Below are 17,272 nucleotides of genomic sequence, written 5' to 3'. Positions count from 1 at the left end.
CGTGGGGGCTGGCGCCGTTCCTGCCGATGCCCGCGGCCGAGCTGTGCGACCGGCCCGTGACGGTGGAGCAGGTGTGGGGCCGGCCCGCCGCCGCCGAGCTGCGGGACCGGCTGGGCACCGCGGACGGACCGCACGAGATGCTGTCGCTGCTCGAGCACGAACTGAGGCGACGGCTGCGCGAGACCGCCGGCCTGGGGCTGGTCCGCCACACGAGCAGCGTCATCGAGGCGACCAGCGGGGCGGTGGCGATCGGCGACCTGACCGGGGCAGCCGGTGTCAGCAGCACCCATCTGGCACACCGGTTCAAGCAGCTCGTCGGCGTCACGCCGAAGCGGCTGGCCCGCACCTACCGCCTCACGGCCACCGTGTTCACGATCGACCCCGCCGGACCGGTCGACTGGGGCGAGCTCGCCGCCGGCGCCGGCTACTTCGACCAGGCCCACTTCGGCCACGAGTTCCGCGAGTTCACCGGGCTCACGCCGACCCGGTACCTCGAAGTGCGGCGGCGGTTCCTGCGCGAACACCCCGGCCACGCGCTGGACGGCTGGCCGCTGCCGGCCGATTGATTTCTTACAAGAACCGCCGCTCGCGACCGGCTAGTTTCGGGGCACCTTCCAAGCAGAGGAGAGTCCCCATGGGCAAGGTGGTCCTGTACAGCTCGGTGTCGGTGGACGGCTTCATCGCCGACGAGAACGACCAACCCGGACCGCTGTTCGACTGGCTGACCAGCGGAGACGTCCCCCTGGACGACAGCGGAGCGCTGAACGTGTCCCGGACCTCCTACGACTACACGCGGGCGTACTGGGACCGGATCGGGGTGACGATCGCCGGCCGCCACGTCTTCGACCTCACCGACGGCTGGGACGGCAAGCCCCCGGGCGGGATCGACCACGTGGTCGTCGTGACGCACCGGCCGGCACCCGAGGGCTGGGACGCCGAGGCGCCGTTCCACTTCGTCGACGGCATCGAGGCAGCCGTGGCCAAGGCGCAGGAGCTCGCCGGTGACCGCCTGGTCGAGGTCGCCGCGGGGGACGTCGGTGGCCAGGTGCTCGCCGCGGGCCTGGTCGACGAGGTGCGCATGGACGTCGTCCCCGTGGTGTTCGGATCCGGCAAGCGCTACTTCGGCTCGGTCGACGCGCAGCACCTGCTGGAGAACCCGGACGTGCTGCCGGGCGAGCGGGTACTGCACCTGCGCTACCAGGTGCGCCGTTGACCGACCCGGGCGCAGGAGAACGCTAGGTCCACATCGGACCGAATGGCCGCAGCTGTTCAGCCGAGGTTGTTGCGGCGCTCCAGCAGGACCGTGTCGTGCCACTCGCCGTTCCGCTGGGCGATTCGTTCGCGGATTCCGACGGTGCGGTAGCCCGCCGCGTGGTGCAGGGCCAGGCTGGCCCGGTTTTCGGGGAAGATGGAGGTTTCCAGGGTCCACAGGCCGGCCTCGTCGGCGGCCGTGACTTGCTTGCGGATCAGCGCTTTGCCTATTCCGCGGCCGCGGTGGCCCTCGGCGACGTAGATCGACGTCTCGGCCACTCCGGAGTAGCAGTCGCGGGCCGACGTCGGGGTTGCGGCGGCCCAGCCGACCACCGTGCCGTCGACCTCGGCGACCCACCGGTGGCCGGGAAGCCATTTCGCGTCGAGGACCGCGCGGCTGGGGACCGTGGTCTCGAACGTCGCGATGCCCGTCGCCATGCCTTCGCCGTAGATGCGCCGCACGGACGGCCAGTCGTCGTCGCCCAGGGCGCGCACCGTGACGTCCGCGGGCACGTCCTCGGGGCAGCACGGCCGTGGCGCGAGCAGGCCCATCACCGCGTCGGCGGCGTGCGGCAGGCCGGAGCAGCACGCCGCGTTGATCGTGACGACGCTGGCAGTCCCCTCCTTCCGCACCCGCACGAACCCGACGTCGGCGAGCTTGCGGACGTGGTGCGAGCACGTGGACTGGCTGATGCCGAGCAACTCGGTGAGCGCGCCGACGGTGATGCCGCCGGGCGCGGTTGCGACGGCGTGCAGCAGCCGCACGCGGGTGGGCTCGGCCAGGCACGCGAACCACTCGGCATAGGTGCCGGCCTCGCCCTCGGGCAGGACCTGGGCCGCGGGTGACGTCACGACGGTCATGCCGCCGAGTGTATCGATTGGAATCGATGCTTGCGACCATCGACGCCGGTCGATAGAGTCCGACCTCAATCGACAGAGATCGATGAAAGGGGTTCGGATGAGCGAGTTGCCGGTCGTTGTGGTGGGTGCCGGGCCGATCGGGCTGGCGGCCGCGGCCGAGCTGACCGAGCGCGGGCTGGAGCCGCTGGTGCTGGAACGCGGCACCGGCGCGGGAGCCGCGGTGTCGGAGTGGAACCACGTGCGGTTGTTCTCGGCGTGGCGCGAGCTGGTCGCCCCAGCGGCCGGACGGCTGCTCGAAGCGACCGGCTGGCAGCGGCCCGCCCCGGAGCGCTACCCGACCGGGCAGGAGTGGGTCACCGAATACCTCGCCCCGCTGGCCGCGGTGCTGGGCACGCGGGTGCGCTTCGGCACCGAGGTGACCGGCGTGGCACGGCGCGGCCGGGACCGGGTGGTCGACCACGGCCGCGACACCGAGCCGCTGACCGTGCACGTCCGCCACCGCGACGGGCGCGAGGAGCTGGTCACCGCGGCGGCCCTGATCGACGCGTCCGGCACCTGGCCGACGCCGAACCCGCTGGGCGGCGACGGCCTGCCCGCCCCGGGCGAACGAGCCGCGGCCGACCGCATCGCCTACCGCGTTCCCGACCTGGACGACCCGCGAGTCCGCGCGCGCTACGCCGGCAGGCACGTGGCGATCGCCGGGAGCGGGCACTCCGCACTCACCGCGCTGGTGGCGTTCGCGGCGCTGGCGCAGGAGGAGCCGGAGACCCGGATCAGCTGGCTGCTGCGGCGTGGCGCGGTGGGCGACACCTTCGGCGGCGGCGAGGCCGACCAGCTGCCCGCGCGCGGCGCCCTCGGGTTGCGGGCCAAGGCCGCGGTGGAGGCCGGCCTGGTCACGGTGCTCACCGGGTTCCGCACCGAGTCCGTCGACCGCGACCCGGCGGGCCGGCTGATCCTGACCGCCTCGGCGGGGACACGGCTCGACGTCGACGAGGTCGTGGCGGTCACCGGGTTCCGCCCGGACCTCTCGTGGCTGTCGGAACTGCGGCTGGAGCTGGACGCGACGCTGCAGGCGCCGGTCGCGCTCGCGCCGTTGATCGACCCGAACGTGCACTCCTGCGGCACCGTCTACCCGCACGGGGCGAAGGAGCTGGCGCACCCGGAGCCGGGCGTGTTCCTGGCCGGCATGAAGAGCTACGGCCGGGCGCCGACGTTCCTGGCGATGACCGGCTACGAGCAGGTCCGCTCGATCGCCGCCTTCCTGGCCGGCGACCACGCGGCCGCGGAGCGGGTGGAGTTGCAGCTCGCCGAGACCGGGGTGTGCGGCGGGTCGGGGCTGTTCGACGAGCCCGGACAGGGCGGGTGCTGCGGCACGCCGGCCGGGCCGGAGCTGATCTCGCTGTCGCCGGTCCGGAAAGGACACTCCTGATGCCCGAGGCCGTCGTCATCGGCGGCGGGCAGGCCGGCCTCGCCGCCGCCCACGCCCTGCTCGCCCGCGGTGTGCGCCCGCTCGGTACAGCGCCCTGCCCGGCCTGCCCTTCCCCGGCGACACCGGCCGGGGTGCAGCACGGCGCCGGTGAAGCGGTCCAGCCCGGGTAACGCAGGCCGGTGCGACGAGCCGAACGCTCCGGTCGCGGCGATCACGATCGGTGCCGTGACAGGCGGGCCATCGTCGAGCTGCACCTGGAACTACCCGCCGTGGATGACGCCGGCGGCCGGGGCGGATGTCGGCGTCCAGCTGCTTGGCGGCCGCGACGTGCACTTCTGGTTCCGGGCCACCGGGTTCGACGCCCTGCCGGTCGGGCCGTGGCTGCGCACCAAGCCCAGCACGCCGGTCCTGGACACCGGCGGCTACCGCTCCGCCATCGAGGCCGGCGACCCCGATCAGCGCCGCCTGTTCACCAGCTGCGACGACGACACCGTCACCTGGCCGGACGGCACCCGCGAGCACGTCGACGCGATCATCCTGGCGACCGGGTTCCGCCCCGCGTTCCCCTACCTGCGCGGTCTCGGCGCCCTCGACAGCACCGGCGCGCCCCGGCAGCGCCGCGGCCTGTCCACCACCCACCGCGGCCTCGGCTACGTCGGGCTGGAGTGGCAGCGCAGCTTCGCCTCCGCGACCATCCGTGGCGTCGGCCGCGACGCGGAGTACCTGGTGAGCCGTCTCCTCCGGGCGTGATCCTCGCCTCGATACAACCCAATATAGAAGTCTGTTTAGATAGAGGCATGTCGAAGCATTTGCCGCCCGCGGAGGACGTCGCCTGTTGCTCGCCGCTCGTGCGCGAGCCCCTGTCCGAGCCGCAGGCCGCGGAGCTCGCCAGGGTGTTCAAGGCGGTCGGCGATCCGGTGCGGTTGCGGCTGCTGTCGCTGATCGCCTCGCACGACGGCGGCGAGGCGTGCGTGTGTGACCTGACCGGCGCGTTCGAGCTGACCGGGCCGACCATCTCGCACCACCTGAAGGTGCTGCGCGAGTCCGGGCTGATCACCGGCGAGCGGCGGGGCACCTGGATCTACTACCGCGTCCAGCCCGAGACGCTGGCCCGCCTGTCCGCAGTCCTCACGCCGGCGGCGGTGACCGCATGACGACCACCGGCACCGCGCCCGCCGGGGTCGTCGGCAAGCTGTCCACACTGGACCGCTTCCTGCCGGTGTGGATCGGCGCGGCGATGGTCCTCGGGCTGCTCGCCGGGCGCTGGATCCCCGGCCTGGAGACCGGCCTCAACGCCGTGGCCGTCGACGGCATCTCGCTGCCGATCGCGCTCGGCCTGCTGGTGATGATGTACCCGGTGCTGGCCAAGGTCCGCTACGACAGGCTGGACTCGGTCACCCGCGACCGGAAACTGCTGTGGCCCTCGCTCGTGCTGAACTGGCTCATCGGGCCGGCGCTGATGTTCGCCCTCGCGTGGCTGCTGCTGCCGGACCTGCCCGAGTACCGCACCGGCCTCATCATCGTCGGCCTGGCCCGCTGCATCGCCATGGTCATCATCTGGAACGACCTCGCCTGCGGCGACCGCGAAGCCGCCGCCGTGCTGGTCGCGCTCAACTCGGTGTTCCAGGTGATCATGTTCGGCGCGCTCGGCTGGTTCTACCTGGAGATCCTGCCCGGCCGGCTCGGCCTCGACACCACCAGCCTGTCAGTGTCAGGGTGGCAGATCGCCAAGAGCACGCTGATCTTCCTCGGCATCCCGCTCGTCGCCGGATACCTCACGCGCCGTCTCGGCGAACGAGGCAAGGGCCGCGACTGGTACGAAACCCGGTTCCTGCCGCGCATCGGGCCGGTCGCCCTGTACGGACTGCTGTTCACCATCGTGGTGTTGTTCGCGCTGCAGGGCAACCAGATCACCAGCCGCCCGCTGGACGTCGCCCGCATCGCGCTTCCGCTGCTGGTCTACTTCGGACTCATGTGGGCCGGCTCCTACGCCCTCGGCAAGGCGCTCGGCCTGAACTACGAGCGCACCACCACGCTCGCCTTCACCGCGGCGGGCAACAACTTCGAGCTCGCCATCGCCGTCGCCATCGCGACCTTCGGGGCCACCAGCGGCCAGGCCCTCGCCGGGGTCGTCGGCCCGCTGATCGAGGTGCCGGTGCTGGTCGCGCTCGTCTACGTCTCGCTCGCCCTCCGCCGCCGGTTCACCACAACGGAGACCACCCGATGACCACACCTGAAGTCCTCTTCGTCTGCGTCCACAACGCCGGCCGCTCCCAGATGGCCGCCGCGCTGCTCGACCACCACGCCGCCGGGCGGGTCACCGTGCGCTCCGCCGGCTCCGCCCCCGCCGACACCATCAACCCGGCCGTCGTCGAAGCCATGCGCGAAATCGGCCTCGACCTGTCCAAGGAATTCCCCAAGCCGCTGACCACGGACGCCGTGCGGGCCGCCGACGTCGTGATCACCATGGGCTGCGGCGACGCCTGCCCGGTCTTCCCCGGCAAGCGCTACCTCGACTGGCAGCTCGAAGACCCGGCAGGCAAGGGCGTCGACGCCGTGCGACCGATCCGCGACGAGATCGACCGGCGCGTCCGGGCACTGCTCACCGAATTGGCGGGCAGCTGATCAGCAGGAACGCCGGCGGAGCAGCTCGGTGGTCCGCTCGACCGCGGCGGCCCGCTCGGCGCGGTTGATCGCCAGCGCCCGGACCACCGGGTCTTCGGGGCCGCGGCGGGTCTCGATCTCGGCCATCCGCTCCTCGAACGAGACCGGCTCACCCCACGGGCTGGTGCTCATGTCGCAGTACCACAACGCGTCCCGCACCGCCCCGCGCTCGTCACCGAACTCGGCGAGCTCCCCGGCCAGCCCGCTCAACGAGGCCACGGCCGCCGCGCCGGAGTGGTGCGCGACCAGCGCGCACACCCGCGACGGAACGCCGAGCCGGGCCAGGAACCGGGCACCGTCCAGGGAGTGCAGCCCGGTCACCGACACCGGGCTCGCGTACCCGATGTCGTGCAGCCAGGCGGCCGCGACCAGCACCGCGCGCTCGGCGGGCGGCAGGACCGCGGACACCTCGCGCGCCCGCCCGGCCACTCCCCGGGTGTGCTGCCAGCGGCGCGGCAGCTCCCCGGCCAGCAGGATCTCGGCCGTGCCGCGCGCCCACTCCACCAGGTCCGCGGCGGGCGAGCAGGGCACCACGGGCGTCGCGCGCAGCCGCGCCCGGACGGCGCGTTCCACCAGGATCGGGATGTAGGCCCGCACCGGGGCGCCGTCGAACCGGGCGAACTCGCGCGCCACCCACTCGTGCACCACACCGGGCGCGAACTGCGGCTGCTCCAGCCGCAGAAGCCCTTCCAAACGCCGGATCTCCTGCTCACCCCGGCGCCCGTGGGCGATCTTCTCCAGAGTCCCGGGCACGTGCTCACCCCTTCCACACGGCCCGCGAACGCGGCCGGAGTCACGACCCTGCCAGACGGCTACCCGCGAGTACAGCGCCCTACCCGGAGAAGTGACCTTCGTCCCCGGGCGGCCAGGAGCGGCACCCGGCAACAGTCGCTGGTGCTCAGTCCGGGCGAAGACCGCGCCACACGAGGTCCACCAGGTCCGCCGTCTGGCGCTGCCAGTCGTCCTCGGGGTCGAGGTGCAGCAGGCCCAGCAGGCTGCGCATCACCGTCTCGACGTCCACCCCGGGGCGGACCAGGCCCGCCTCGACACCGGCCGTCAGCAGCGCTTCCATCGCCTCGCGGATGGACTGGACGGCGCTGACCGGCAGCGTGCCGCGCTGCGCCGTCGCCTCGGCCAGCGCCTTCGCCAGCCCGCGCTTGGTCATCATGTACGGCGCCAGGTGGTCGGTCACCCAGGTCCGGAACGCCCGGGCCGGCCCGGCGTGCTCGAGCAGCTCCGGCACGACCTCCAGCAGGTGCCGGACCTCGCGCTCGTAGACGGCCAGGATGAGGTCCGCGGCCGCCGGGAAGTGGCGGTACACGGTGCCGACGCCGACCCCGGCGCGCTTGGCGATCGCGTTGAACGACACCTCCCCCGACTCGGCGAGGGTCTGCGCCGCGACGGCGAGGATGCGCTCGTGGTTGCGGCGGGTGTCGGCACGCCGTGGGCTGACCGAACCCGTCGTCATTGGTCCCTCCCTCGCCGTTCCGGTGCCGCTTCACGGTAACCCGCCCACCTGGAGCTGCTCCGGGCGTACTCTTCGTTGCGAAGCGGATTGTAATCCGATACCGTCGAGAGCAAGCGGATAAATATCCGCTTCCGTTTCCGGACCCACCACGCCGTCAGGGAAGAGACCCAGTGGACATCTCACTCGAAGTGAACGGCCACCCCGAACACCTGAGCGTCGACCCGGGTGTCACGCTGCTCGACGCGCTGCGCGAGCGACTCGGGATCACCGGCCCCAAGAAGGGCTGCGACCGCGGCCAGTGCGGCGCCTGCACCGTGCACGTCGGCGGACGGCCCGTGCTGTCCTGCCTCACGCTCGCCGCCACCGTGACCGAACCGGTCACCACCGTCGAAGGACTGTCCACAGGGGACGAGCTGCACCCCGTGCAGCGGGCCTTCGCCGACCAGGACGCCCTGCAGTGCGGCTTCTGCACGCCGGGGCAGGTCATGTCCGCGGTGGCCGCGGTCGAACAGGACGTCGCGGACGTCCGCGAGTTCATGTCGGGCAACCTGTGCCGCTGCTCGGCGTACCCGAACATCGTCCGCGCCGTCGAGCAGGCGAGGAGGGCCGATGCGAGCCTTTGAGCTGACCGCCCCGGCCACCGTCGCCGAGGCGCTGGACTCCCCCGGCACCTTCCTGGCCGGCGGCACCACGCTCGTCGACCTGATGAAGCTCGACGTCCTGACCCCGCAACGCGTCCTGGACATCAACGGGCTCCCGCTGCGCGGCATCGACACCGGCGACGGGCTGCGGATCGGCGCGCTGGAGCGGATGGCCGACATCGCCGCGCACCCCGGCGTGTACCCGGCGATCTCCCGCGCCCTGCTGCTCAGCGCGTCCCAGCAGCTGCGCAACATGGCCAGCATCGGCGGCAACCTGATGCAGCGCACGCGGTGCACGTACTTCCGCGACGTGACCACGCCCTGCAACCGGCGCGAGCCGGGCAGTGGCTGCCCCGCGCTCGGCGGCGCGAACCGGATGCACGCGGTGCTCGGCACGAGCGACAAGTGCGTCGCCACCCACCCCAGTGACGTGGCGGTCGCCCTCGTCGCGTTCGACGCCGGGGTCCGGCTCGCCGGGCCGGACGGCGAGCGCACCGTCAAGCTGACCGACTTCTACCGCACGCCGGGCGACACCCCGCACGTCGAGCACGACCTGCGCCCCGGTGAGCTGATCACCGAGGTCGTCGTGCCGCCGCTGGACTGGGCCACGCACTCGACGTACGTGAAGGTGCGCGACCGGCAGTCCTACGAGTTCGCGCTCTGCTCGGCCGCGGTCGCACTCGACGTGCGGGACGGGATCGTCGCCGACGCGCGCGTCGCGGCAGGCGGCGTGGCCACCGTGCCGTGGCGGCTCACGGCGGTCGAGGCGGCCCTGCGCGGGAAGCCGGCGACCGAGGAGTCGTTCACGGCGGCCGCCGCGCTCGCCACCGACGGCGCACGGCCGCTGTCGGAAAACGCTTTCAAGCTGTCCCTGCTGCCGCGGACGATCGTCCGCGCGCTGCTCGAAGTCACCGAGGGGAGCCGCTGATGCCCGCACGGCTGGACGCGCCGCTGAAGGTCACCGGCAGCGCGAAGTACGGGGTGGACCACAACTTCCCGGGCATGGTCTACGGCTACATCGTGGTCAGCACGATCGCGCACGGCGAGATCGAGTCCATGGACGTCACCGCCGCGAAGAGCGCCCCGGGCGTGCTCGGCGTGTACTCCCCCTTCGACCCGCTGGCGCTGAACGCGGTCACGATGCCGATGTTCGGCGAGACGTGGATTCCGCTGCGCGACCGGCAGGTCACCTACGTCGGCCAGCCGATCGGCTTCGTCGTCGCGGAGACGTTCGAGCAGGCGCGGGACGCGGCCATGCTGGTCGAGGTCGCCTACCGGGAGCTGCCCGCCGTGACCTCGCTGGAGGACGGGCTGGCCACGGCCATCGAGGCGTCGCCGGGGCATGTGGACGCGCCGCCGACGCTCAGCGTGCTCGAAGACGGCGTCGAGTCCATCGAGGACGCGATCGCCGCCAGCCCGGTGGTCGTCGACGCGACCTACCGCACGGCGGCGCAGAACCACACCCCGATGGAGCCGCACTCGGCCGTCGCGGTGTGGGACGACGGCACCCTCACCGTCTACAGTGGAAACCAGGGCGCCCACCTGCAGGCCATGGAGCTGTCGATGGCGCTGGGGCTGGAGCCGGCGGCGGTGCGTGCGGTGAACCCGTTCGTGGGCGGCGCGTTCGGCGGCAAGGGCCGCACCTCGGCGCCCGCGTTCCTGGCGGCCGCGGCGTCCCGCGCGCTGGGCAGGCCGGTGAAGGCGTCGCTGACCCGCGAGCAGGTGTTCACGGCGACGGCGGGCCGCGCGGCCACGGTGCAGCGGATCACCCTGGGGGCGGAACGGGACGGCACGCTGGTCGCGCTGCGGCACGACTCGTGGTGCAGCACGGACACCGCGCGCTCGTTCATCGAGCCGACCTCGCACGGCACGTCCCGCGAGTGGTACGCGACGCGCAACCTGCAGATCAGCCAGCGGATCGTGCCGCTGAACCTGCCGCCGACCACGTTCATGCGCGCGCCCGGCGAGGCGCCCGGCTCCTTCGCGCTGGAGAGCGCGATCGACGAGCTGGCCGACGCGCTCGGCATGGACCCGATCGAGCTGCGGCAGCGGAACAACTCGCTCGCCCCGCCCGGCAAAGACCTGCAGTGGTCGAGCAAGCACCTCGACGAGTGCTTCCGCATCGGCGCGCAGCGGTTCGGGTGGGCCGACCGCAGGCCGGGCGGCCGCACCGACGGGGACTGGCTGGTCGGCATGGGCGTGGCCGTGGCGATGTTCCCCGCGCTCCGGTTCCCCGCGTCGGTCGGGATCACGCTCAACGCGGACGACACGGCGGACATCGCGACCAGCGGCGCGGACCCGGGCACCGGCCTGCTGACCGTGCTGTCCCTGGTGGGCGCCGAATCGCTGGACATCCCGGCGGACCGGATCACCCCGCGCCTCGGCGACTCGGCTCTGCCGCCCGGCGGGATGTCCGGCGGGTCCACCGCGACGGCGAGCGCGGGCACGGCGATCATGGCGGGCGCCGGGCAGGTGATCGACGAACTGCTCGCGCTGGCCTCGGCTCCCGGGGCGCCGTTCGCCGGCGAGGAGGTCACCTACGCCGACGGCCGCGTCCACGGCGGCGGCCGGTCGATGACCTTCGGCGAGGTGCTGCGCGCGGTGGGCAGGCCGAGCCTCACCGCGGTCGGGTCGTCGGCGCCGGGCGAGGAGCTGACCAAGCACTCGTTCAGCTCGTTCGGCGCGCAGTTCGTCGAGGTCCGGGTGCACCGCCTCACCCGCGAGGCCCGCGTGTCGCGCATGCTCGGGGTCTTCGACGGCGGCCGGATCATCAACGACAAGGCCGCGCGCAGCCAGCTCAGCGGCGGCATGATCTGGGGTGTGTCGGCGGCGCTGCACGAGGGTTTCGAGGTGGAGCGCAGCGGCCGGCTCGCCAACGCGGACCTCGCGGGCTACCTGATCCCGGTGAACGCCGACATCCCGGACATCGAGGTCGAGTTCGTGGAGTACCCGGACACGCTGCACAACGACCTCGGCGCGCGCGGCCTCGGCGAGATCGGCACGGTGGGCGTGGCGGCGGCGGTCGCCAACGCGATCCACAACGCGACCGGCATCCGCGTCCGCCACATCCCGATCCGGATCGAGGACCTGCTGGACTGACCCGCCCGGTTCCGAACCAGGGCGACGCCCCGCCCCCGCACGACGACCGGCACGAAGGGGTTGCCGGCGGGGGCGAGGGACAGCGCGAGACGCGGGTCGCGGCGCACGTTCGGCTCGATGACGGGATGTCCGTTCAGCGGGGGTTGCCGGCGCGCCACGCGACGTAGTCGGCGACCGCCGCGGCGGTGTCGAACGCGGGTGTGAAACCGGTGTCCTGGGTGAGCCGGGTGATGTCGAGGTAGGGGTCGGGACCGGGGCCGTTCTGCCGTCCCGGCCGGACGTCGAGCGCAGGCCCGGACGTGGTCGCCCGCAGGGCCTCGGCGAGTTCGCGGTTGGTGAACGGTTCGCCGCGGGACACGTTGTAGGTGTCGTGCCGCAGCGTTTCCGCCGTGGTCAGCATCGCGATCGCGCGCCCCGCGTCGGGCGCGTAGCAGCTGTCACCGCCGTCGTCGGCGTACAGCGGCTTGGGCTGCTCACCGCGCAGCACCGCGCTGATGCAGGGCGGGATCGGGTTGAACGGCGACTCCGGGTCCATCAACGGACCCCAGGTGCTCCCGATCCGGAGGAGGACCGGCTGCACGCCGCTGCCGCGCAGGGCGTGCGTGGTGAGCGGCTCGACGGCCTTCTTGAACGCGATGATCAGGTGTGGCAGGTCCGCGGACGGCAGCGGGAGTTCCTCGTGCCACGGCACTTCGGTCCGTCCGGAGTAGACGCCGAGGCTGCTGGCGACGGCGAACCGGCGCACGCCCCAGACGCGGGCCGCGTCGAGCGCGTTGAGCAGTCCGGTCGTGTCGGTGCGGAAGAAGGCCACCGGGTCGTCGCCGGGAACGCTGCCGGCGAGGTGGACGATGTCGCCGATGTCGTGGCGGCTGCCGAGGGCGAGAAACGCGTCCCGGTCGGTGACGTCGAGAGCCTCGACGGCGACCTCGCCGGCCAGGAACGACGGCACCTCGGCCCGGTAGTGGGCGGTGCAGACCACCTCCCGGCCCAGGTCGGCGAGCGCGCGGGCGGTGTGGGCGCCGATCATGCCCAGCCCGCCGGTGACGAGAACCTTGGTCATTGCGCTCCTTCGCCGTCGATCGTCTGGGGAAGTGAAGAACCGGTGCGGGTCGGTGGAGGACCACGCTAGGAGCGGCGCGGCGGCGGCTCTTGAACAAAACGCGCAGGAATCAGACGAGCAGGGGCGCCCGGTCGCGCCGCGCGAGGAACGGCAGGTACGACGCGGAGTGATCGTGGCCGCAGGCGCAGCGTTCGACGTCACCGCCGAGGAGTTCACGCGGGGTGACGCCGGTCAGGCGGAGGCACTCCCGGCTGAGGTGGGCCTGGTCGGCGTACCCGGCGTCGACCGCGAGGCCTGCCACGCCGTCCACGCCGCGACGGCCCGTCGCCGTGGCGCCCGCCTGGGCGAGCGCAAGGAACCCCTGGAACCGCAACGTCCGCTGCAGGACCTTGGGGCCCATCCCCACCGCCTGAAGGCAGCGGCGGCGCAGCTGGCTCGCCGACAGAGCCAGGTGGTCGGCCAGGGTGTCGATGCCGACCGGCTGCCAGGGCATCAGCGCCGTGGCGGCCTCGCGCACCAGCGGATCCACTCTCCCCGCCGCGCGGAACCGGCGCAGGAGGTGGTGCTGCAGGAGCAAGAGCGCGCGCTCGGGCCCGCCCGCGGCCTCCTCCACCAGGCGGCCGGCCGCGGAGCCCCACAGTCCGGCGAGGTCCAGGCGCTGGTCGACGAGGTCGTCGAGCGCCGCGGGCAGCGGCGGTGCGGTTCCCGGCCGGAACCGCACCCCGACGAGCGTGGTGCGGGCCGGGACGACCTCGACGTGCGGACCGGTGAGCGGGCCGAGCAGCTGCGGGCGGCCGCCGAGCGGGAAGTGGATCTCGACCCCGCCGGTGGGCAGGTGCCGCTGCACGTACGGCGCGTCGCCGGTGCGCTGGATCCAGACCGTGCGCACCACTCCGGCCAGCGCCGGCAACGGCGGCCGCTCGACGTACGACTCCCCCAGGGTCATCTCCGAAGCCAACCGCGCGGGCGCGAACGGCGTCAAGGCACGGCGCTGGAAGCGCGGTCGTCGCGCTCGGGCCGCCGCACCGGGCGCGACGACCGCACGGATCAGGTTCCGGGGCGGTTCCCGGTGGGGATGGTGATCGGCGTGGTCGTCGCCGACGTGCCCTTGTTCAGGAACAGCATCGCGATCGCCCGGATGAACTGGTCGAACATGTATAACCCGGCGGGCGCGACGGGCAGCAGGCCCTCCCGGAAGGCGATGTAGGCCGGCCACCCGGCGCGGATCAGCCCGGCCGCCGCGTAGTCCCGCCTCAGTCCGAGCCAGTCGCCGATCTCGTCGCTCAGCACGTACCGCACGAACTCGTTCAGGAAACCGCGCGTGACGCCCAGGTCGATCTGCGCGGTCAGCCCCAGCAGGTCCTCGGCCAGCTCCTGACCCTCGAACGTCGGCGCGAGCAGCGGGGTGAGCACCGACGCGGACTGCGCGTCCGCCTCGGCCCACGTCTTCGGGATGAACTCCTCCCGCACGCCGAGCAGGTGGATGGCGACCTGCCAGGAGTGCAGGAAGGCCTCCTCGTCCGCGGGCGACATCGGGACCTTCCACTCGATCAGCTTGCGGTGCACGAAGGTGCCCAGGCTGTGGAAGGTGATCAGGATGTCGCCGTTGCTGATCGGGATCCGCTTCTGCTCGTCGGCCACCGCCCGCCAGTGCGGCGACTGCGGCAGCAGGTGCCGCACCGCGGCGTGCACCAGGCGCGTCTTGTTGGCGGTGACCACGAACTGGCCTGAGGGCTCGAACGCGTCGAGGTCGCTCAGGTCGTAGCCGAAGGTGAACGTCTTCGCCGCCCGGTCCTGCATGTCGGCGCCGCCCGCGGACCAGTACACCGATTTGGCCTCCCGCGGGATGACCGTGCTCATGATGCCGCTGCCGAGCCCGTACAGCATGAACAGGTAGGTGTCCTTGCGCCGGTTGAAGTCCGCGGCGCGGCGCAGCTTGACCGGGTCGGCCCAGGTGGGCAGCTTGTTGACCGTCTGCAGCCAGGCTGACAGTTCGGCGGGCAGGCCGGCGGGCAGCGGGTCGCGGTTGTTCACCCAGGACGCCATCGCGGTGTTGACCGCCGGGATGCGGCCCTCGGCGAAGAGCCCGGCCACGACGGCGTCCACCTCGTCGTCCCAGACCCACCACGGATCCGCGCCCGTGCCGGTGCCCGCCACCGACCCGGCCGGGGACCACGCCCACGCCGGCGTGGCGCTCGCCGCGCCGACCAGACCCAGGGCGACGCCGAGCGACAGTGCCTTCCGTCGGTTGAGATCGGTCATTTACTTACCTAGCTTCCTTGGTAGGTGTGGTGGGGCATTCGTTGCCGGTTCACGAAGAGATTTCTCATTAACATATCGAGCACGGAGGCTGGTCGGCAAGAGGAGCCGCGCGGGGCGTGGTTGACTGGCGCGTATGGCCCAGTTCCCGCGTACGTCCGACGCACGGTGACCGCAGAGCCGGCCGCGGCCGTCCGGCCCCGCAACCGCAGGCAGCTCATCGTCGACGCGGCCGGGCGCGTGTTCAGCGAGCGCGGCTACCACGCGGCGTCGATGGAGGAGATCGCCGCCGGCGTCGGCATCACCGCCGCCGCCCTGTACCGGCACTTCCCGAACAAGTACGCGTTGTTCGCCGAGTGCGCGGACGTCATGGTCGACGGCCTCCTCGCCGCGCTGGACGAGGTGCCCGCCGGAGCGCCCCTGGCCGACGTGCTCGCGGCCGCCACCCGCGTCACCGTCGCCCACCGCGCGTCCGGCGGGCTCTACCGGTGGGAGTCCCGCTACCTCGACCGCGCGGACCGGCGGGTGCTGCGGGGCAAGTTCGCGCGTGTCGTCGAGCGGGTGGCGGAGGCGGTGCGGCGCGAGCACCCGCGGCCCGGCGAGCACCTGCGGGCCGCGGCGGCGCTCGGCGCGATCGGGTCCATCACGATGCACCACACGTCGATCGCCCAGCGGCGGCTGGAGGACGAGCTGCGGAGCTGTGCGCTGCGCGTGGCGGCGGCCGACCCGGAGGCGGGCACCGCGCACGCGGTCGAACTCCCCGCGCAACCGGTGGCGCGGACGCGGCGCTCGGAGATCCTCGCCGCCGCCGTGCCGCTGTTCGAACGGGACGGGTTCGCCGCGGTCACCAACGGCCGGATCGCCGAGGCCGTCGGCCTGGTCCCGTCCGCGCTGTACCGCTACTTCCCCGGCAAGGCCGACATCCTCGCGGCGGCGTGCCTGCAGGCGGCGGCGCTCCTGACGCAGGCGGTGGACCACAACCTGCGCGGGGTGACCGATCCGCGTGACGCGCTCGCCGCGCTGACGGCCACCTACGTGGCGTACAGCTTCGAGTACAACGCTCTCACCACCGTCGCGAACGCCGAGATCGTCGGGCTGCCGGACGACCTGCGGCGCCCGCTGGTCGCCGCGCAGCGGGACCACATCGCGGTGTGGGAGCAGCACCTGCGGGCGGTGCGGCCGGAGCTCGACTCAAGGCAGGCGCGGGTGCTGGTGCACGCCGGTTTCGGCGTGGTGGTCGAGTCCGGGCGCCGGTTGCGGTGGGAGGACAGCCCGGCGCACCGCGCCACCGTGTCGGCGCTGGTGCTGAGCGCGCTGGGTGCCTGATCCTGGGCGCCTAAGCGGGCCTCAGGAACGCGCGGCGCACCTCGGCGTGCAGGCGGGGGTAGCCGCTGCCGAACGTCACCGTAGCGTGGAACAGGGTTTCCAGCGCCGACGCCAGCGGGTCGCCCGCCACGGCCGACAGGACCGCGGGCAGGGCCGCGTGCTGCTGCGAAACCCGGTCGTGGCGCCCGTCGTAGGACGGCACCGCCGTGTAGGCGACGCGGTCGTCGCCGTGCAGCCGCTCGAAAACCGCGGCGTGGTCGTCGAACGGCGGCACCGCTTCGCCATCCCCGAGCGCGGCCAGCGCCCGGGCGACCCAGTCGAGGTCGCTCAGGCCGGCCTCGTCGCACGCCCGGCGAGCCAGCCACACGGCCACCGCGCGCTGGGTGGTCTCGTCGAGCCGCTCGATCGCGTCGGTGAGATCCCGGTCCAGCCGCGCCAGGACCAGGCCGTCGTTCACGCGCTTGAGCCGTTCGCCCGGCGGCCGGCCGCCCCAGCGCCGGGCTTCGGCGGCACGTGCGGCCTCCCGGCGGGCCCGTTCGCGTTCCAGACGTTCCCGCCGCCGGGCTTCCGCCCGCTGCTCCGGAGTGGGGGGCGGCGGCAGGGTCCGGGCGTGCTTGTGCCAGTAGGCGGCGGTCGCGCTGGTCTCCCGGACGACCACGTCGGCCGCCGGGGGCGCGGGCCACAGCTGCAGCAGGTACCGGTCGAGCGGGGGTTCGCCGGTCAGCCGGGTGTCCTTCGCCCGCGCCTGCTCAATGCCCGACGCGCAGTACCGCACGCGGTAGTCGACGGGTTCGAGGTCGAGGGGCCAGCTCGCTTCCGCCGCCCACTGCACCAGCTGCACGGCCGCCGTTTGCGGCCGGAACGACACCTCGACGACCTCCTCCCAGTCCTCCCCCACCGGCGCGGGCCCGTCCAGGACCTCCACGGTGAGTTCGACGTTCCCGGTGTGCAGGCCGGTGGTGAGGAACAGCAGGCCGGGCACCGCGGCCCCGCACAGACCGTTCGACTGACCGCCGCGGGCGTCGGTCAGCCCGTCGAAGAACTCGTCGGTCCGGCTCTCCACGTAGAACTGCCCGTAGTGCACGTGCAGCTCACCCTCGAACAACAACGTCACGGCCGCAGTCTGCCAGCAACCCGGGCCGGAAAACGCTTCCCGATCCCTAGTACTCCAGCCGCACTTCGTGATGTTGGTTGTGTCTTCGCTGGTAGTGGCT

19 protein-coding genes are annotated in these 17,272 nt (G+C 72.9%); 12 read left to right on the top strand and 7 right to left on the bottom strand.

The window, feature by feature from the left end:
• Together L2C96_RS42650 and L2C96_RS42645 are read left to right on the top strand one after the other, a co-directional pair.
• A partial coding sequence (locus L2C96_RS42650; RefSeq protein ID WP_237340125.1) for a helix-turn-helix transcriptional regulator occupies positions 1 to 566 on the top strand: 566 nt, incomplete at its 5' end.
• 68 nt (positions 567 to 634) lie between these two features.
• Complete coding sequence (locus L2C96_RS42645) at positions 635 to 1,213, top strand: dihydrofolate reductase family protein (protein WP_237340124.1); 579 nt, start codon at positions 635 to 637, stop codon at positions 1,211 to 1,213.
• Positions 1,214 to 1,269: 56 nt separating this feature from the next.
• Here L2C96_RS42645 and L2C96_RS42640 read toward each other — a convergent pair whose 3' ends face one another.
• A complete protein-coding gene (locus L2C96_RS42640) occupies positions 1,270 to 2,112 on the bottom strand; it encodes a helix-turn-helix domain-containing GNAT family N-acetyltransferase (protein WP_237340123.1) in 843 nt (280 codons plus the stop codon).
• A 97-nt stretch (positions 2,113 to 2,209) separates the two neighbouring features.
• Between L2C96_RS42640 and L2C96_RS42635 the strand changes: the two genes are divergently transcribed.
• The 6 genes from L2C96_RS42635 to L2C96_RS42605 are packed head-to-tail and all read left to right on the top strand — an operon-like array spanning position 2,210 to position 6,166.
• Positions 2,210 to 3,541, top strand: coding sequence for an NAD(P)-binding domain-containing protein (locus L2C96_RS42635; RefSeq protein ID WP_237340122.1), 1,332 nt, complete (start codon positions 2,210 to 2,212; stop codon positions 3,539 to 3,541).
• Positions 3,541 to 3,711: a hypothetical protein gene (locus L2C96_RS42630; protein ID WP_237340126.1), complete on the top strand. Its 171-nt coding sequence runs from the start codon at positions 3,541 to 3,543 to the stop codon at positions 3,709 to 3,711. The genes L2C96_RS42635 and L2C96_RS42630 overlap by 1 nt, the downstream gene beginning before the upstream one ends.
• A 55-nt stretch (positions 3,712 to 3,766) precedes the next feature.
• Positions 3,767 to 4,291: an NAD(P)/FAD-dependent oxidoreductase gene (locus L2C96_RS42620; protein WP_237340121.1), complete on the top strand. Its 525-nt coding sequence runs from the start codon at positions 3,767 to 3,769 to the stop codon at positions 4,289 to 4,291.
• A gap of 47 nt (positions 4,292 to 4,338) precedes the next feature.
• The gene (locus tag L2C96_RS42615; RefSeq protein WP_237340120.1) at positions 4,339 to 4,695 is read left to right on the top strand and encodes an ArsR/SmtB family transcription factor; all 357 of its coding nucleotides are present in this window, start codon (positions 4,339 to 4,341) and stop codon (positions 4,693 to 4,695) included.
• Positions 4,692 to 5,768 (top strand): ACR3 family arsenite efflux transporter, encoded by a 1,077-nt coding sequence (gene arsB, locus L2C96_RS42610; RefSeq protein ID WP_237340119.1) that lies wholly within the window; start codon positions 4,692 to 4,694, stop codon positions 5,766 to 5,768. Before L2C96_RS42615 ends, arsB begins: the two co-directional genes overlap by 4 nt.
• Positions 5,765 to 6,166, top strand: coding sequence for an arsenate reductase ArsC (locus L2C96_RS42605; protein WP_237340118.1), 402 nt, complete (start codon positions 5,765 to 5,767; stop codon positions 6,164 to 6,166). The genes arsB and L2C96_RS42605 overlap by 4 nt, the downstream gene beginning before the upstream one ends.
• Here the strand turns inward: L2C96_RS42605 and L2C96_RS42600 are convergent, their stop codons facing one another.
• Together L2C96_RS42600 and L2C96_RS42595 are read right to left on the bottom strand one after the other, a co-directional pair.
• Positions 6,167 to 6,958, bottom strand: coding sequence for a three-helix bundle dimerization domain-containing protein (locus L2C96_RS42600; RefSeq protein ID WP_237340117.1), 792 nt, complete (start codon positions 6,956 to 6,958; stop codon positions 6,167 to 6,169).
• A gap of 145 nt (positions 6,959 to 7,103) precedes the next feature.
• Positions 7,104 to 7,673, bottom strand: a complete 570-nt coding sequence (locus tag L2C96_RS42595) for a TetR/AcrR family transcriptional regulator (protein ID WP_020418980.1) — start codon at positions 7,671 to 7,673, stop codon at positions 7,104 to 7,106.
• Positions 7,674 to 7,843: 170 nt separating this feature from the next.
• On the opposite strand from L2C96_RS42595, the gene L2C96_RS42590 reads away from it, so the two are divergent.
• From L2C96_RS42590 to L2C96_RS42580, 3 genes are read left to right on the top strand one after another with little or no spacing between them, the layout of a single operon-like run.
• Positions 7,844 to 8,296 carry a (2Fe-2S)-binding protein gene (locus tag L2C96_RS42590; protein ID WP_020418979.1) on the top strand — a complete coding sequence of 151 codons (453 nt, stop codon included), beginning with the start codon at positions 7,844 to 7,846 and terminating at the stop codon, positions 8,294 to 8,296.
• Entirely contained in the window at positions 8,283 to 9,242 is a 960-nt protein-coding gene (locus L2C96_RS42585) for an FAD binding domain-containing protein (RefSeq protein ID WP_237340116.1), read from the top strand. The genes L2C96_RS42590 and L2C96_RS42585 overlap by 14 nt, the downstream gene beginning before the upstream one ends.
• Positions 9,242 to 11,413 (top strand): xanthine dehydrogenase family protein molybdopterin-binding subunit, encoded by a 2,172-nt coding sequence (locus L2C96_RS42580; RefSeq protein ID WP_237340115.1) that lies wholly within the window; start codon positions 9,242 to 9,244, stop codon positions 11,411 to 11,413. The genes L2C96_RS42585 and L2C96_RS42580 overlap by 1 nt, the downstream gene beginning before the upstream one ends.
• Before the next feature lie 133 nt (positions 11,414 to 11,546).
• Here L2C96_RS42580 and L2C96_RS42575 read toward each other — a convergent pair whose 3' ends face one another.
• From L2C96_RS42575 to L2C96_RS42565, 3 genes are all read right to left on the bottom strand, one after another.
• Positions 11,547 to 12,473: an NAD-dependent epimerase/dehydratase family protein gene (locus L2C96_RS42575; protein ID WP_237340114.1), complete on the bottom strand. Its 927-nt coding sequence runs from the start codon at positions 12,471 to 12,473 to the stop codon at positions 11,547 to 11,549.
• Positions 12,474 to 12,582: 109 nt separating this feature from the next.
• Complete coding sequence (locus L2C96_RS42570) at positions 12,583 to 13,419, bottom strand: DUF6597 domain-containing transcriptional factor (protein ID WP_237340113.1); 837 nt, start codon at positions 13,417 to 13,419, stop codon at positions 12,583 to 12,585.
• Between the two features lie 101 nt (positions 13,420 to 13,520).
• On the bottom strand, positions 13,521 to 14,735 hold the full coding sequence (locus tag L2C96_RS42565; protein WP_237340112.1) for an oxygenase MpaB family protein: 1,215 nt from the start codon (positions 14,733 to 14,735) through the stop codon (positions 13,521 to 13,523).
• A gap of 165 nt (positions 14,736 to 14,900) precedes the next feature.
• On the opposite strand from L2C96_RS42565, the gene L2C96_RS42560 reads away from it, so the two are divergent.
• Positions 14,901 to 16,058, top strand: a complete 1,158-nt coding sequence (locus tag L2C96_RS42560; RefSeq protein WP_237340111.1) for a TetR/AcrR family transcriptional regulator — start codon at positions 14,901 to 14,903, stop codon at positions 16,056 to 16,058.
• A 10-nt stretch (positions 16,059 to 16,068) separates the two neighbouring features.
• On the opposite strand, the gene L2C96_RS42555 is transcribed toward L2C96_RS42560, so the two are convergent.
• Positions 16,069 to 17,172 (bottom strand): hypothetical protein, encoded by a 1,104-nt coding sequence (locus L2C96_RS42555; RefSeq protein WP_237340110.1) that lies wholly within the window; start codon positions 17,170 to 17,172, stop codon positions 16,069 to 16,071.
• Positions 17,173 to 17,272 lie beyond the last annotated feature (100 nt).

This window comes from Amycolatopsis tucumanensis (assembly GCF_021654135.1).
Taxonomy (GTDB): domain Bacteria; phylum Actinomycetota; class Actinomycetes; order Mycobacteriales; family Pseudonocardiaceae; genus Amycolatopsis_E; species Amycolatopsis_E tucumanensis.
Note: the sequence above shows the minus strand (reverse complement) of the source record. Positions and strands in the feature narration are given on the sequence as shown.